Genomic DNA, 15,162 nt, shown 5'->3' with positions numbered 1-15,162 from the left:
AATCGCTATATGTTAGTTTCGATCTCACTCGCGTTACATATTCTATCCGTCGTGGTTTGGGTCGGTGGGATGTTTTTTGCCTATCAAGTATTACGGCCTATCGCCGCCACTGTGCTTGAACCGCCTCAGCGTTTGACTTTATGGCGCGGTGTGTTCTCGCGCTTTTTCCCATGGGTTTGGGGCTGTGTGGCGTTAGTGTTTTTAACCGGAATGTTGATGCTAGGTAAGCTAGGTGCTCATGCACCGATTTACGTGCATATTATGCTTGGGCTGGGCTTAGTGATGATGCTGATTTTTGCGCATGTGTTCTTCGCACCTTACAAGCGTTTATGCCGCAGTGTTGAGGCGCAGCAATGGCCAGAAGGTGATAAAGCACTGAATCAGATTCGTATGATGGTGGGAATTAACACCGCAATTGGTATTGCGGTGATTTTAATTGCTACGGTTGGCCGCGCTTTCTAAGCTCAACCACTTCGATCGCCGTGTGTAATGCGGCATTCAAACTGCCTGCATCGGCTTGTCCGGTGCCGGCTAGATCCAAAGCGGTCCCATGGTCCACAGAAGTACGGATAATGGGTAGTCCAAGCGTAATATTCACCGCTCGACCAAACCCTGCATATTTCAATACCGGCAAACCTTGGTCATGAAACATCGCCAATACCGCATCGGCATTATCCAGATACTTTGGCGTGAATAAGGTATCAGCCGGTAGTGGCCCGACTAAATCCATCCCTTCCGCTTTTAAGGCTTCAATGGTGGGCGTAATCGTATTGATTTCTTCCATACCCAAGTGACCGCCTTCACCCGCATGTGGGTTTAAGCCGCAGATATAAATCCGGGGCTTGGCGATGGCGAACTTCTCTTGCAAATCATGCTGTAAAATACGAATGACTTGGGCCAATGATTCGGCAGTGATGGCATCGCTTACATCTTTGAGTGGCAGGTGAGTGGTGGCCAGTGCAACCCGAAAATCACCAGCCGCCAACATCATCACCGGCAATACTGCCTGAGTTAAGTCAGCTAAGTACTCGGTATGGCCGCTAAAGGGTACACCAGCATCATTGATAATGCCTTTGTGCAGCGGTGCAGTCACCATTGCGTCAAATTCGCCGCTCACGCAGCCGTGAGTCGCAATATCCAGCGTTTTAAGTACATAGGCTGCATTCTGCACATTAAGCTCGCCTGCAGTCACTGGGGCCTCACAGGGCACGGCAAGCACGGTCATCTCCCCAGCTTGCGATGGGAGTCGCTCAGTGAGTGCATCATAAGGCTTGAGCACGATACTCAGGCCCAGCATGGCAGCACGTGCCTGAATGACATTCGGGTCAGCAATGACTACGCATTGCGCAACCTGAGCCTGCTGAGAAATCTGAATCAGCAGGTCAATGCCTATGCCAGAAGGCTCACCACAAGTAACCGCGAGACGAGGCGTAGCCATTAAGGTTTCTGCCGATATTCAATAAAGGCATCATTGCGTAAGCCTTGTACCCACGCATCGTAATCCTGTTCCTGCTTCTTGCTCAGGATGATTTTGCGGGCCTGAGTTTCTAGCGCCTGACGACTGGCATCAATCTCATTGCGCTCCATAACTTCGATAATGTGATAACCGAACTGGGTTCTTACTAGCGGGCTTAGTGTGTTAAGCGGCAGTGTTTCAACCGCTTTAGCGAACGATGCAACATAGCGCTTGGAGTCACTCCAACCTAAGTCACCACCGTTTTTCGCACTGCCAGTATCGGCAGAGTTAACTTTAGCTAACGTGGCAAAGTCACCACCTTGCTGCAGTTGCTGGCGAATGGATTCTGCTTTCGCTTGAGCATCTGGTGCAGTGTCTGCAATCAAAATATGGCGAACCCGAACTTGGCTGGCTTTAACTTCAGAGCCGCCGCGTTGCTCAACAATTTTCAACACGTGAAAACCACGAGCATCGTGCACCACGTCAGAAACTTGTCCAACTTCCAGGTCAGTGAGTTCTTTAAGGTAAGCAAACGAAAGTTGATCGGATGATTTCCAGCCTAGATCAGTTGCTTGATTATTCGCAAAGCTGGTTTTCATAAAGTCTTTGCTAGTAATCGCCATTTTACGCAGCTGATCGGCATTACGACGCGCCGCATTAAAGCTTGCGACATTGATATTAGCTGGCGTAGGGATCAGCAAGTCCTGAATGCGGTACGACTTACCTTTAGTGATTTGCTCAGACTCTGAGGCAATCAGATCACTAATTTCCTGCTCGCTGATTTGATTACTGCGGCTGGACTGTTGACGCTTAAGCTCATTAATCAATAATTGATTGCTAAGGTTGTCACGGAAGCCATTAAAGTCGATACCTTCGCGTTGCAGTACCTTCTTAAAGCCATCAACACTTAAACGGTTGCGCTGGGCAACACTGGCAACGGCTTCATCGATATTTGTATCATCCAGCTTAATACCGGCACGCTTGGCTGCTTGCAGCTGTAAGCTATCAAGAATCAGGCCATCCATTGCGCGCTGAGCCAAGGTATCCGTTTTGCTGTTCTTGCCTTCTGAGACTTGCATACGGCGCATCGCTTGTCGCACATCGCTCATCAGAATAACGTCCTGATTCACAACAACAGCGATTTGATCCAAGTTAACATCGGCCGCTTGTGCAGACAGGCTAACGGTCAGAGCGATACCTGCCAGCCATTTGGCCGGCCCAGATAATGTGTGTTTTCCCATAGCTGTATTATTCATATCCATAAATTTTTTCCTGAAGCATGCTGCTGGCACTGCTGCCGATACTTCCAAGGCCTTTGAGTTCCACTTCAAAAAACAGTGCATTGTCATAGCTGCTGTTATCTGATGTCAGGTAGCGTCTGGCCACAACACGTGACCCCCAGCAACAATCCTTATATTCAATGCCCGCTAACAGCTCAAGGCTTCTATTGTTATATAGGTCATGGTCTGCACGACCAATGAAGGACCATTTTTGACTTACTGGATAGGAGAAGGACAAGTCAAGCTCCTCCAGTTCATCTTGCAAGCGTTGATAGCCCACATTGAAAATACGTTGTTCTTTATCCAGATAATTCATCCGGAACTCATTGGATGACCATTGGTTGTCTGCCGGGTCCCAAAATGAAGTGGTCGAGACGCTGATTTTATCAGTCATTCTAGCATCTAATTCTAAGGCGAACTCTGAATTATTGTCCGTCTCCGCAGAGTCTCCATCCTCTAAAGTGACTTTACGGTCATCAAAGTAAAACACTTGGCCAATGCTTGCTTTTACTAACTCACGACCTGTTGTTTTGCTTTGCAGACGAGAGGTTAATCCCAGAGTCAATTGGTTAGCATCGCCAATCCTGTCTTTACCGGTAAAGCGGTTTGATTGGAATAGTCGTGAGCTGGTGGCAAAGTCAGTTAAGGAGCTATCAAAGACCGGAATATCACTCTGGTCGTCATACGGTGTATAAGTGTAGTAGAAGCGTGGCTCAAGGGTTTGGGTCATGCCGTTGGCTAGGGTTCGGTCGAAGACTAAGCCACTGTCCAGCGTGAAGGTCGGTAGTGCGCGACTCGGATTGCTATCGGCATCATTGTCTTCCAGAGAGTACTGAGTTACACGGTAGCTGGCGGAAGGTTTAACGTACCAGGCTTCATTGCCGAAGCGCTTTGAGGCATTAAAGCCAATATCCATCCGCAAACCAGTCGGGCCATCAGAGCTTTCAAAATAAGTGGCTTCAGAGTCCACTGAAAAATCGATCTTATTGTATTTGTGCGGCGAGTTATAATTGAATTTTATTTCTGGCAATTTGGCATAAGGCTGGTAGGACGAGTCATCCAGTACCTGGTAATCCAAGGCTGAAATACTGAAATCCCAATTTGTGCCTTCACGAGTGTACTTTAGCTCACGCTCCAATGCAGAGGTGCTTGAAGAGGAAAGTGATCCACCAAGGTCATCAAAATAATCGTCATCCGAAACGCCTTCTGCTTGCAGGGTGATCTTCCGGTTTTTGGCTAAGTTGAGCTCGTAGTCAATATTGAAATAGTCCCGCCACTTGTCATCAAAGTCGTTATCACTGGGGAGAAAGTCATATTCGATAACGCCTTTGCTGTTTTTAGACATGAAGCGAAATTGATTATTTAACTTAAACCCTCGGTCTGATAGGTATTCAGTGGTGACCAACGCATCGTAATTAGGCGCAAGATTGAAGTAATAGGGGATTGAAAGCTCATAGCCCGAGCTATCACTAACACCTGCACGAGGCGATAAAAATCCCGACTTTCGCTCGTTGTTTAACGAGAAGCTTAGCCATGGAAAGTAAAATATAGGGACGTCGCCGATACGCAAAGTAACGTTTTTAGCGGTTCCTTGCTGGGTGGCGTTGTTCAGTGTGATATTGCCGGATGCAATGTGCCAGCTTGGATCTGGTGCGGGGCAAGTTGTGTAAGTTGCCTTTTGAAGCTCCAGTTGGTCTGGGCCTTTTTGTTTAATCAGTTCACTGCGACCATTGGTGTGCGAGCCGCGCATCTGGTATTCCGCATTGCGGATTTCGCCTTCCTGCTTCTGCAAGTTGTAACTGACGGAGTCACTTAAAAAGTCATTTTGGCCGCCGCTTAGCTTTACATTGCCGGTTGCCTGAACTTGTGAGGTATTGCGATCGTAAGTGGCTTTATCTGCATTCAGGCTTTGCTGATTGCGTTGAATAACGACATTGCCGCTCAGCTCAGAAGTGCCTTGCCGGCTGATTACGCCATCGTCAGCTTCCAGGTAAACTGCATCGGTTGCTGGGGATTGGGTTACCGCAGTCGCCTGATTTCCCGTTGGAATAGGTGCACAGATAGGAGCTATTGTTTCAGCATGAGCAGCCATCGACGAGCTGCAGCCGAGAATGATCCAGAGGTATTTTTTATTCAATCTATCCACCGGCTTAGAGGTACGTCTTAAAAGAATGCATGACGATAGCAAAGCCCACCCACAATAACAATATTGTCGATCCTTTCGCACTGATTAAAACAAAGTGTCTTAGCGGTGTTCGTGCCAAAATGTGGCAGGTAGGCTATCCGTTTTTAGTATTGGTAAGTGGGTGCGTAGCCAGTATTGATATTATCAAAGCCACCATTTTGATCGACGACATACAGTCCGCCGCCCGCCAAAGTTGCTGCCAATGCAACAGCACCAGCGATCTTAACGATGCTGTATGGGCGCTCGCCATGAATCTTTCCGGTACGGCCATTAATCACATAGCGATAGGTTTTATTGCGGTACTGAAATGCGGCTGACCAGATTGGTAACAACAGGTGTTTATAGCTGGTGTGATCATGCTCGGTTGACAGGTGGTTGATACGTTGTTGATCACCACCGATATCACGGCGAATATCTTGGCGGATGGTGTAATCCATCACTTGTTGCGCCCGCATAAACCCTTCATCGACAGTAATCTGATAGATCTCACTGCGAAAACCACTGAGATAAGCCTCAGAATAGGGTACGAGCTTGCTTAAATCCCAAGGTGCTAGGTTATCAATAATGGTACGTGGCAAGGTCTTGCTGGCACCAATCAACACATCATCGAAATGCCGTGCCACTCGACCAGAAGCCGGTGACCAGCGAATACGAGGCACCATACGCTCTTGTCGGGTATTTTTGCCATTCACGACGACTGTCACCATTTGGCGCTCGTAATAAACCGTTCCACGCTGGCCTTGGTACTGGGTTTGAGTATCGCTGTCGTATGTCCAGTAAGGTAGGTAGACGCCGGTCAGCTTGTCATTGCGCTTAGCGCTGGAATTGAGCGAGGAGGGCGCAAACCAACGGGTTTTCATCCACTTTTCAAAAATTTGTATGGCTTGATCATGGCCGATGGCAAAAGGCAGTAATGAGCGCGGGAGAATGGGTCTCGCTTGTTCTGTACCGGTGATAACTGGCGTACCACAAAATGGGCAGTCGCCAGCATGTTCATTATCATCTAGTTTAAACTGCGCCGCACAGGATGGGCATTTGATCACGCCCACCTGTTGGGACTGTCCACTATCTCTTAAGCGCTCCAGATTACGCAGCGCTTCTTGCAAGTCGTATTCCTTAATGGGCTCAAGTACGACCGGAACCTCGTTTTTAAACCCGCAATGATTACACAGCAATGACTGGCTTTCAGGGGAGTAAACGAGGTCCGCACCGCAACGTTCGCACGGAAAATGCGATTGCTTAATATCCATGATTGTTCAGCGTATTACTTAGGCATCGGTGGTGGCGTATTCTGGCCAGCTTTTAACAGCCCTTCAAAATACTCTGTGGTACCTGCTGTTTCCCAGTTAGCCATTCCATTCGCCCAAACCAAAGTCTCTGCTTTAAGTTGACCTTTTCCGATGAAGTCAATGATCTGTGCTTTATCAAAAGGACCTGCCGGGGTGCCGTTAAGTGCCACATGCCAGGTCTGCTGAGTCGGAAGTGGTGGTGGCGCTGAAGTGCTCGCAGCATTCGCAGGCGCTTGTTGCCCGGTCATGCTTTGCGCCATAGCCAATCCAATACCCATTTCCATCGCCGAAGAGGCTGTGGATGAGTTGCCGGATTCCATAGATTGCGCGGCACCGTATTTCAGGTACTTATCCAAATCGCCAATCATGCCCATGCTGGTACGTTTATCCAGTGCCTTCTCAACTTCTGGCGGCAATGAGATATTCTCTACTAGAACCTTAGTCAGCTCTAATCCGTACTGATTAAACTCCGGCGCAATACGCTCAGTAATAAAGGTGCTTAACTGATCATAGTTCGACGCCAAGTCCAATACAGGTACTTTTAACTTGCCAAGGATGGTCGCATAGCGTGAGGTAATCAGATTACGCAGTTGGTCGCTGATCTCATCAACCGTAAAGTGACCATCAGTCCCAACGATCTCTTTGATGAAGGTCTCAGGATTATTAATGCGAATGGTGTAGGTTCCAAAGGTACGCAAGCGCACCATATCGAACTCTGCATCGCGCATCATAATCGGGTTTTTAGTACCCCATTTCAGATCTGTAAACTGGCGCATATTGAAGAAATACACTTCGGCTTTAAACGGGCTCTGAAAAGCGTGATCCCAATGCTGTAAGGTCGATAGCACCGGCAGGTTCTGAGTTTCTAACTCATACATGCCAGGGCCGAGTACATCGGCAATCTCGCCTTCGTTCACAAATACAGCGACTTGCGACTCACGAACAGTCAGCTTAGCGCCGTATTTAATCTCATTATTGTGGCGTTCAAAGCGATACACCATGGTATCGCTGGAGTTATCGGTCCATTCAATGACATCGATAAACTCGCCAAATATTTTATCCCATAATCCCATGACGGTATTCCTTAAGCCTGTTTGCTTGGTGCTGCGTCAATTTCTTCTTTACGGACTTTAGCCGCCATCAACGCATTACGCAGTTCACTTTCAAGGTGCTGGAGCTCAGTTGCCGCTTCGGTACGCTTGGTACGGCCTTCTTCAGCGATTTGCAGACTGTCGTTGATCGTTCCAATCAGCTCTTGGTTCGCTTTACGGACTGATTCGATATCAAATACACCACGCTCCATTTGCTTACGCACTTCGGTATTAGCCGTACGTAGGTTAGTTGCGTTGGACTCCAACAAATCATTGGTCAGGTCAGAAGCGCGCTTAACGGTTTCAGCAGCATCGCTCATGCGGAAAATAGTTACGGCCTGCGCTAACTGGTTTTTCCATAATGGAACGGTGTTGATCAGTGTTGAGTTAATTTTGTTGATCAGTGTTTTGTCGTTTTCTTGTACTAAACGAATGCTTGGCAAGCTCTGCATCGCAACCTGACGAGTCAGGCGTAAATCGTGTACACGACGATCTAAGTCATCGCGTGCGCTACGCATATCGCGAAGGGCTTGTGCTGCCAGCATGTTTTCCGCATCCGCGACGGCTTCTTGTTCCATCGCTGGAATTTCAACATCGTTCATCATGCGAAGTTTTTCTTCACCTGCTGCGATATACAGTTCCAGCTTATGGAAGTAATCGAGGTTGGCGTCGTAGAGCTTATCCAAAGAAATCACATCAGTTAACAGTTGAGTCTTGTGCGACTCCATGTGATCGGTGATTGAGTTGATCTGCTTGCGAACATCATCGTACTTACTGAGGAACTCAGCAACGGGCTTGGCCTTACCGAACAGGCGGGCAAAGAAGCCTAACTTACGATTAGGATTCAACTCATCAACATCGAAGCCTTTGATGGCTACAACCATGTCATTTAGCGATGCACTTGCGCCGCCCAAGTCTTTATTACGTACGCCTTCCAGCATGTTCTCAGAAATGCTGCTCATTTGCTCCTGAGCTTTGCTACCAAAGAAAATGATGCTTGAGCGGTCTTGCGTATCGATTTCACCAATGATGTCATCAAGCTCTGTTTTTTCGCTGGGATCAACCTGAGAGTAGGCAACAACTTCCTGGCTAATGGGTTTAGCAGGAACAATCTCTGTTCCGGGAATAACCGCTACAGAAGGGGCTGTGGTGGCAGTGGCAGTTTGAACCGTGTTCGCTGGCGTATCAGACATGTTTGTTCCTTTAAAATCTTAGTAATGTAGGCAATGCTGTTGAATAGTGAAGGTTTAAATGATTCCTTCGCGCTTAAGCTGGGTTTCCAAAACTTCAATATTGACATCAAGATCAAAGCGATCTTGTTTTTTTAGTTTTTCGTGTTGTTCGTCAAAAGTGCTTTCAATAGAGTTCAGTACATTGGCAAAGTTCGTATCTAATTCTACGGTGGTGGCTTCATTGCGATGTGTTTTTACATAGCTTTCGGTCACACGTTGCGTTCCTTCAAGGTACACCTTCAGGAATTTACGGGCACGTGGCAAGTCATTTGGATCGGATTCGATCACAGTAATGATATTACGTGCTTTGCTAATAATACGATCTAAGTGTTGGTCGAACTTAGCATTATTAATATCAGTGCGTGCTTTTTCGATCGCATCAATTTTGATATTCGCCGCTTCCAGTGCTTCAAACACTTCCTCAGCGGACACTCCCAGACCAATACTACCCGTTTTGTCGCGGCGTGGGTCTAAGCCATAACACAGATAAAACGCGAGCAGGGTGGCACCACCAATTAGGATACTACTAAATAAGTTGTAGTCAGCGGCTAACCAAGCGGTTGCGCCAGTCGTACTAGACAGTAGTAGTGCGGCAACAGTTTTGTAAGGTGTGCGGGGGGCCAGTGCGAGTTTCTTAATGTTGTATTGATACTCGACTTTGAAGCCATGTCTGGCAATTACTGCTGCCAACATAAAGGCTGCAAAAGCACCGCCATTGATAATGGTTGCCCAAAAGTTACCTTTAACAAGGGAGATAACCGCTGCCAGTAACACCGGCATTGGCATTAGATACAGTAAAATTCCTTTGAGCCCCAGCCTGATCTGGCCCACTGGGTCATTGTTCTTACCGGGGGAGTAGCGTTTCGCGCTAGACATTAAGCAACCTCTAAAAGACTTGAATGAGTGCTTGCAAGGATACCAGTCCTAAAGTGGCTGACAATAGAACAAAGCCGATCAAGCGTTGCATGGTTTTTGGCATGTGACTTTCCTCGTAAATACACGGGTATTATATATGCCCTATGTAAGTGCTTATCAAGTGAAAGAGGTTCAGATCATTGATTTTTTGAAGGTTTGCGAGGTTTTTAAGGAAATTAAGGCAATAAAAAAGACGAGCTGTTTCCAGCTCGCCTATAAACGTAACAGGCAACTTAACAATGCTCTAAGAGCGTTGAGTGTCAGAACTATACCCCCGTAAATTTCCGACCGCCTTCAAGTCTTTGCTACCAGCAAACCGACTCCCCAATCATTGGTCGATTCAAGCGCTTACTTGATTGTCTTCAACATGTTCATGGTTTGTGCTAGGCTGTTGAGTGTCATTAACAGCTAAAAGATATAATTTTTATATCAAACACATGTTCAAGTCGAACTGCTACCACAAACCCCGAGAAAAGCAGTTCCTCCTGAAGACATGTGTAGATTAAGCGGATTTGGCTGAATCCAACCTTAATGTTATTCAGATAAGCGGTAAGTTACTGCGATTTAATGTGTATTTACAATACAAACAATCACTTAGCGGCTCCGTTAAATTCCCCTAAATTTGAATCGCATGGCTCATTTTGCTAGTTTTTAAACAAAATTAAGGGCTAACTGAACGGAATATTCAGTTAGCCCTGTTTCATATCCTGCGTTTAAGCTTAGCGAAGCGCGGCGAAAGTGTCACAGTCGCTTGGATTACCGCTTAGCATTCCCTTTTTCAGCCATTCCATACGCTGCGCCGAAGAGCCATGAGTAAATCCATCCGGGTTAACCCACTGACCCGCGCGCTTTTGCATCCGGTCATCACCAATGCTACCAGCGGCATTCATGGCTTCTTCCAAGTCACCATCATCTAATAGATTGTAGTTGGCCTGACGTCTGGCCCAGATGCCTGCGTAGCAATCGGCTTGTAGCTCTAGCAGGACGGATAGTTTGTTCGCCTGAATTTTACTGCTTTGGCGCTGAAGTTTGACAACCTCATCAGAGATACCCTGTACTTTTTGTACATGATGGCCAACTTCGTGCGCGACGACATAAGCTTGAGCGAAGTCACCAACAACCCCCATTTTGCTTAATTCACTGAAGAAGCTAAGGTCTAAATAAATCTGTTCATCGCCGGGGCAGTAGAAAGGGCCGGTTGCAGAGGAGGTCATACCGCAGGCAGAACTGACCCGGTCATTAAACAACACAACAGTAGGTTCACGGTAACGCGCGCCAGCTTGCTGGAATATAGGATTCCAAACATCTTCAGTATCTTTCACAACGACGGCAATAAACTCTCTACCTTCATCGTTGATGCCGCCACCGGTGCTTTGCGGTGATGCGCTGCTTTGAGTCATGTCGCCACCGACCATATCAAGCAACCCCTGACCTTGGCCGGTAAACAGAAATACTAACAACATAATAATGAAGCCTACGCCGCCTACCTTGACGCCGCCAGAAGGTCGTCGAAATCCTCCGCTACTACCGCCACGGCGATCTTCAATATTGGTACTTTGTTTACGTCCTTTCCAGCGCATATCCCAACCCTGCATTACTTATAATATAAAAGATAATGATACACAGTAATTGATGCATTACAAAACCTTACCGCTGAATGTTACCGCTCATCAGTACTTCTGTAACGCTGGCGTCTGACTAGATTTAGGTAGATATACTTTTGAACTTATCTGGCATTGTTAGGCCATAATAAAATAATAATGAGAAATAACGATAAGGATAAATATCCGAAAAAAACTACCATAATGTGAGAGAGAATCAGTATGAGTGCGATTGGAGTACAAGGAAATACACCCTCATCAGAGTCTGCCAGATCCCCATCCAGTATTGGTTTACGATCAGGAATTGGAGGAAAGCAGTCTCAGGAAGCCATTCACATCTACCTAAGGGAGATCGAATCAAGTCCGTTATTAAGCGCCGAGGAGGAAGTTTATTACGGACGATTGGTGCAAAAAGGAGAAGAGGCCGCTCGCAAGCGAATGATCACGTCAAACTTGCGATTGGTTGTAAAAATATCACGACGCTACCTGAATCGTGGGCTAGGTCTGCTTGATCTGGTTGAAGAAGGTAACTTAGGCTTGATCCACGCCGTTGAAAAGTTTGACCCAGAGAAAGGGTTTCGTTTCTCAACCTACGCGATCTGGTGGATACGCCAGAGTATCGAACGCGGACTCATGAATCAGTCCCGTACCATCCGCTTACCCATCCATGTTAATAAAGCCCTGAATTGTTGTTTACGTAAACGCGCCGAGCTTACGCAGCGCTATGGCGCTGAGCCGAGTGTCAGCGATATCGCCAAGGGCTTGGATAAGCCGGAGTCAGAAGTGCATGGCCTGCTACGTCATACTGAATCAACGACCTCTTTAGATTATAAGGTTGGTAGCGGTGGTGAGTCGTCGGTGATGGATTTTATTGCGGCTGAAACGGTACGAGGACCAGATCAGGTTGCGATGGAGTCTGATATTGCTAAAGCGATTGATATTTGGTTGAGCCAGTTAGATGCAAAGCAGCAGGAGGTCATCGTGCGTCGCTTCGGTTTACATGGTCACGACTATGCAACCTTGGAAGAAGTCAGTGCGGCGATGGAGATTACTCGAGAGCGAGTGCGGCAAATTCAGATGAATGCCTTGAAGCGTTTGAAGCGAATTTTGGAGCAGGAAGGCGGTTCGCGTGAGTTATTTTTGCAGAGTTCCTGACAAGCCAGCTTAGGCGTAGCCTATTTGGTGCCGTTACATTATACTTGGCGCAATTTTTTTTAGCAGCAATTAGCCGTTGATTCAGTAGAGTTAAGGCTGATTGTTTGCTTCCGATTTTGTGTTGACAGGTAGAGTAAATGACTCCGGTAAAAGTTGGTCTTTTAGGTTTGGGCACGGTAGGCAGTGGAACAGCAACTGTCTTAAAACGTAATGCAGAAGAAATTGCTCGTCGGGCAGGGCGTGGCATTATTATTGACTATGTTTCAACGTCCAAGACTGAGTTGCCGGAAGGCTTAGGTCTATCTGGCAGTCGTATCACCCGTGACCCTTTCGATGTGGTCAATGATCCTGACATTGAAGTCGTGGTTGAGCTGTATGGCGGTGATGAGCCAGCTAAGAGCTTAGTGCTGCAAGCCATTGAAAATGGTAAACATGTTGTGACAGCCAACAAAGCGCTGATCGCAGTACATGGTAATGAAATCTTCGAAAAAGCCCGTGAAAAAGGCGTTATTGTTGCTTTTGAGGCCGCAGTTGCCGGTGGAATTCCAATTATCAAATCTCTGCGTGAAGGTTTGTCCGCTAACAAAATCAATTGGTTAGCCGGTATTATTAATGGAACAGGTAACTTTATTCTTAGCGAAATGCGGGATAAGGGACGTGATTTTGAAGATGTATTAGCCGAAGCACAGGCGCTGGGCTATGCAGAGTCAGACCCTACCTTTGATGTGGAAGGCATTGATGCCGGCCATAAACTGACTATTCTTTCTTCAATCGCCTTCGGTATTCCATTGCAGTTTGAAAAGACTTATATGGAAGGGATTAGCGATATTTCGAGTGAAGATGTGGGCTATGCCGATGAGCTTGGCTATGGCATTAAGCATTTGGGTATTGCCCGTCGAACTGAGCGTGGTATTGAACAACGCGTTCACCCAACACTGATTCCTAAAGATCGTTTGATCGCTAATGTAAATGGCGTGATGAATGCAGTATTAGTGAAAGGCGATGCAGTTGGCCCAACCATGTATTACGGTGCTGGTGCTGGTGGCGAGCCTACAGCGTCTGCGGTTGTTGCAGATATCATCGATATTGCACGCGTGCTGACTTCTGATCCGGAAAATCGTGTTCCTCATCTGGCATTCCAGCCGGACTCTTTATCAGATCACCCTGTGCTTGCAATGGATGCGGTTGATACGGCATTTTACCTGCGTTTAAGTGCGCGGGATGAGGCGGGTGTGCTGGCGAATATCACGCGTATTCTGGGCGATGATAATATTAGTATCGAAGCATTCATTCAGAAAGAGACCAGCAAGACGAATGGTAAAGCGGATATTATCCTGCTGACTAAAGTCGTGAATGAAGGGGATATGAATCAAGCCATTGCTAAAATTGAGGCTTTGGATGTGGTGACGGGCAAAGTGACTCGCATCCGTGTTGAAAACCTTGGTTAAATCTACGTCGTCAATCGAATATCAGGACACCTTATGAAGTTTATAGAAACCCGTGGTAATGATTCGCAGCCACAGCACCCGGTTAATGTTAATTTTTCAGAAGCCATTCTTGGCCCGATTGCTTCCTATGGCGGGATTTATGCACCAGAAACGCTGCCAGATTTAGGTGAAGCCTTTTTAAAAGCGCATCTGAACTCCAGCTACAAGCAGTTAGCCAAAGCGCTGCTTCAGGCCTTCGAGATTGATATTGCCGAGCGAGTGATTGATGAAGCGTTGAGCTCTTATGATCAGTTTGATGACCCGAATGATCCAACGCCTTTGGTTAAAGTGCGTGACGATTTATTTGTAAGTGAGCTGTATCACGGCCCAACCCGCGCCTTTAAAGACATGGCTTTACAGCCGTTTGGTGTATTGCTTTCTGCGTTAGCGAAGTATCGTGATGAGGATTATCTGATTCTGGCTGCGACCAGTGGAGACACCGGGCCTGCGGCATTAGAAACCTTTAAGAACCGTGAGCGGGTTCGTGTAGCCTGCATGTATCCTGAAGGCGGAACTTCGGATGTGCAGCGTCTTCAAATGATCACTGAAGATGCTGATAACCTGAGAGTTATTGGTATTCACGGTGACTTTGATGATGCTCAAAGCGCATTGAAGCAGTTGCTAGGTTCGCAGAGTTTCAAGCAAACACTGAGTGAGAAAAAGATTCACTTATCAGCAGCTAACTCGGTTAACTTCGGGCGCATTATTTTCCAGATTATTTACCATATCTCGGCTTATCTGGAACTGGTCCGTCGCGAAGAAATCACTTTAGGTGAGAAGATCTATATTGCTGTTCCTAGTGGTAATTTTGGTAATGCATTGGGTGCTTACTATGCCATGCAGATGGGCTTGCCGGTTGAGAAGATTTTGATTTCAACTAACAACAATAAAGTGCTGACTGGTTTGATTCAGGATGGTCATTATGATTTCCGTGGCGCTTCAGTAATTCCTACTGTGGCACCGGCAATGGATATTCTGAAAGCCTCCAATGTTGAACGTATTCTGTTTGATTTATTTGGTGCTGAGCGTACCAGAGAGTTGATGTATCAGCTGGATACCGAGCGCTTCTATGAGCTATCCCCCTCTGAGCATGCTGAGCTAAAGGCGATTTTTGCGGCAGATCATTGTGATGATGAGGAAACAGTAGGCTACGTAAAGCGTTGTTTTGAAGATGGCTATTTAATGGACCCACACACCGCGACCTGCCTCAAGGTCTATGATAACTGCCGTGACAAGCCTCTGAAGACAATTGTAACCTCTACTGCTGAGTGGACTAAGTTCTCAATGACTATTGCAGAAGCGATTGGTACAGAGTCTGGTAGTGGCGATTTGGATGCGTTGAAGAATATTTCGGCCAAAGCGAATATTCAGATTCCGGCTCAGATTGAAGCCTTGTTTGATAAGCCGATTGCCCAGAAAACGCTGATCGATAAAGACGATATCGAAAAGACTATTTTGTCATTCCTCTGAG

The 15,162-nt window shown here is 46.8% G+C and carries 12 protein-coding genes; 4 read left to right on the top strand and 8 right to left on the bottom strand.

All coding sequences use genetic code 11. The features are described from left to right. The first annotated feature begins 9 nt into the window (after positions 1–9). Positions 10–462: a DUF4149 domain-containing protein gene (locus LEUMU_RS0108810; RefSeq protein ID WP_022951924.1), complete on the top strand. Its 453-nt coding sequence runs from the start codon at positions 10–12 to the stop codon at positions 460–462. Here LEUMU_RS0108810 and pdxA read toward each other — a convergent pair. From pdxA to ypfJ, 8 genes are all read right to left on the bottom strand, one after another. Beyond that, positions 440–1,438 (bottom strand): 4-hydroxythreonine-4-phosphate dehydrogenase PdxA, encoded by a 999-nt coding sequence (gene pdxA, locus LEUMU_RS0108805; RefSeq protein WP_022951923.1) that lies wholly within the window; start codon positions 1,436–1,438, stop codon positions 440–442. The two genes, LEUMU_RS0108810 and pdxA, sit on opposite strands and share 23 nt — an antisense overlap. Continuing rightward, entirely contained in the window at positions 1,438–2,718 is a 1,281-nt protein-coding gene (locus tag LEUMU_RS0108800; protein ID WP_022951922.1) for a peptidylprolyl isomerase, read from the bottom strand. The genes pdxA and LEUMU_RS0108800 overlap by 1 nt, the downstream gene beginning before the upstream one ends. After that, positions 2,705–4,873, bottom strand: a complete 2,169-nt coding sequence (locus LEUMU_RS0108795) for an LPS-assembly protein LptD (protein ID WP_157474292.1) — start codon at positions 4,871–4,873, stop codon at positions 2,705–2,707. Before LEUMU_RS0108795 ends, LEUMU_RS0108800 begins: the two co-directional genes overlap by 14 nt. A 152-nt stretch (positions 4,874–5,025) precedes the next feature. Then, positions 5,026–6,171 carry a TFIIB-type zinc ribbon-containing protein gene (locus tag LEUMU_RS25260; protein ID WP_022951920.1) on the bottom strand — a complete coding sequence of 382 codons (1,146 nt, stop codon included), beginning with the start codon at positions 6,169–6,171 and terminating at the stop codon, positions 5,026–5,028. A 14-nt stretch (positions 6,172–6,185) separates the two neighbouring features. Further along, complete coding sequence (locus LEUMU_RS0108785; protein ID WP_022951919.1) at positions 6,186–7,283, bottom strand: SPFH domain-containing protein; 1,098 nt, start codon at positions 7,281–7,283, stop codon at positions 6,186–6,188. 11 nt (positions 7,284–7,294) lie between these two features. Continuing rightward, positions 7,295–8,494, bottom strand: coding sequence for a toxic anion resistance protein (locus tag LEUMU_RS0108780; RefSeq protein ID WP_022951918.1), 1,200 nt, complete (start codon positions 8,492–8,494; stop codon positions 7,295–7,297). 54 nt (positions 8,495–8,548) lie between these two features. Next, positions 8,549–9,409, bottom strand: a complete 861-nt coding sequence (locus tag LEUMU_RS0108775; RefSeq protein WP_022951917.1) for a 5-bromo-4-chloroindolyl phosphate hydrolysis family protein — start codon at positions 9,407–9,409, stop codon at positions 8,549–8,551. 758 nt (positions 9,410–10,167) lie between these two features. Then, entirely contained in the window at positions 10,168–11,028 is an 861-nt protein-coding gene (gene ypfJ / locus LEUMU_RS0108760) for a KPN_02809 family neutral zinc metallopeptidase (protein ID WP_022951914.1), read from the bottom strand. Positions 11,029–11,271: 243 nt separating this feature from the next. Between ypfJ and rpoS the strand changes: the two genes are divergently transcribed. The 3 genes from rpoS (at position 11,272) to thrC (ending at position 15,161) form a co-directional block, all read left to right on the top strand. Then, positions 11,272–12,204 (top strand): RNA polymerase sigma factor RpoS, encoded by a 933-nt coding sequence (rpoS, locus tag LEUMU_RS25255; protein ID WP_022951913.1) that lies wholly within the window; start codon positions 11,272–11,274, stop codon positions 12,202–12,204. Positions 12,205–12,341: 137 nt separating this feature from the next. Continuing rightward, the gene (locus tag LEUMU_RS0108750; RefSeq protein ID WP_022951912.1) at positions 12,342–13,652 is read left to right on the top strand and encodes a homoserine dehydrogenase; all 1,311 of its coding nucleotides are present in this window, start codon (positions 12,342–12,344) and stop codon (positions 13,650–13,652) included. A 33-nt stretch (positions 13,653–13,685) separates the two neighbouring features. Continuing rightward, on the top strand, positions 13,686–15,161 hold the full coding sequence (thrC, locus tag LEUMU_RS0108745; protein WP_022951911.1) for a threonine synthase: 1,476 nt from the start codon (positions 13,686–13,688) through the stop codon (positions 15,159–15,161). Position 15,162: the final 1 nt, after the last annotated feature.

This window comes from Leucothrix mucor DSM 2157 (genome assembly GCF_000419525.1).
Taxonomy (GTDB): domain Bacteria; phylum Pseudomonadota; class Gammaproteobacteria; order Thiotrichales; family Thiotrichaceae; genus Leucothrix; species Leucothrix mucor.
This window is presented reverse-complemented; position numbering and strand designations above follow the sequence as displayed.

Excerpts from the sequence above, each read along its gene's own strand:
- LEUMU_RS0108810 (WP_022951924.1), top strand. The coding sequence starts at position 10 with ATGTTAGTTTCGATCTCACTCGCGTTACATATTCTATCCGTCGTGGTT.
- pdxA (WP_022951923.1), bottom strand. The coding sequence starts at position 1,438 with ATGGCTACGCCTCGTCTCGCGGTTACTTGTGGTGAGCCTTCTGGCATA.
- LEUMU_RS0108800 (WP_022951922.1), bottom strand. The coding sequence starts at position 2,718 with ATGGATATGAATAATACAGCTATGGGAAAACACACATTATCTGGGCCG.
- LEUMU_RS25260 (WP_022951920.1), bottom strand. The coding sequence starts at position 6,171 with ATGGATATTAAGCAATCGCATTTTCCGTGCGAACGTTGCGGTGCGGAC.
- LEUMU_RS0108785 (WP_022951919.1), bottom strand. The coding sequence starts at position 7,283 with ATGGGATTATGGGATAAAATATTTGGCGAGTTTATCGATGTCATTGAA.
- LEUMU_RS0108780 (WP_022951918.1), bottom strand. The coding sequence starts at position 8,494 with ATGTCTGATACGCCAGCGAACACGGTTCAAACTGCCACTGCCACCACA.
- LEUMU_RS0108775 (WP_022951917.1), bottom strand. The coding sequence starts at position 9,409 with ATGTCTAGCGCGAAACGCTACTCCCCCGGTAAGAACAATGACCCAGTG.
- ypfJ (WP_022951914.1), bottom strand. The coding sequence starts at position 11,028 with ATGCGCTGGAAAGGACGTAAACAAAGTACCAATATTGAAGATCGCCGT.
- rpoS (WP_022951913.1), top strand. The coding sequence starts at position 11,272 with ATGAGTGCGATTGGAGTACAAGGAAATACACCCTCATCAGAGTCTGCC.
- LEUMU_RS0108750 (WP_022951912.1), top strand. The coding sequence starts at position 12,342 with ATGACTCCGGTAAAAGTTGGTCTTTTAGGTTTGGGCACGGTAGGCAGT.
- thrC (WP_022951911.1), top strand. The coding sequence starts at position 13,686 with ATGAAGTTTATAGAAACCCGTGGTAATGATTCGCAGCCACAGCACCCG.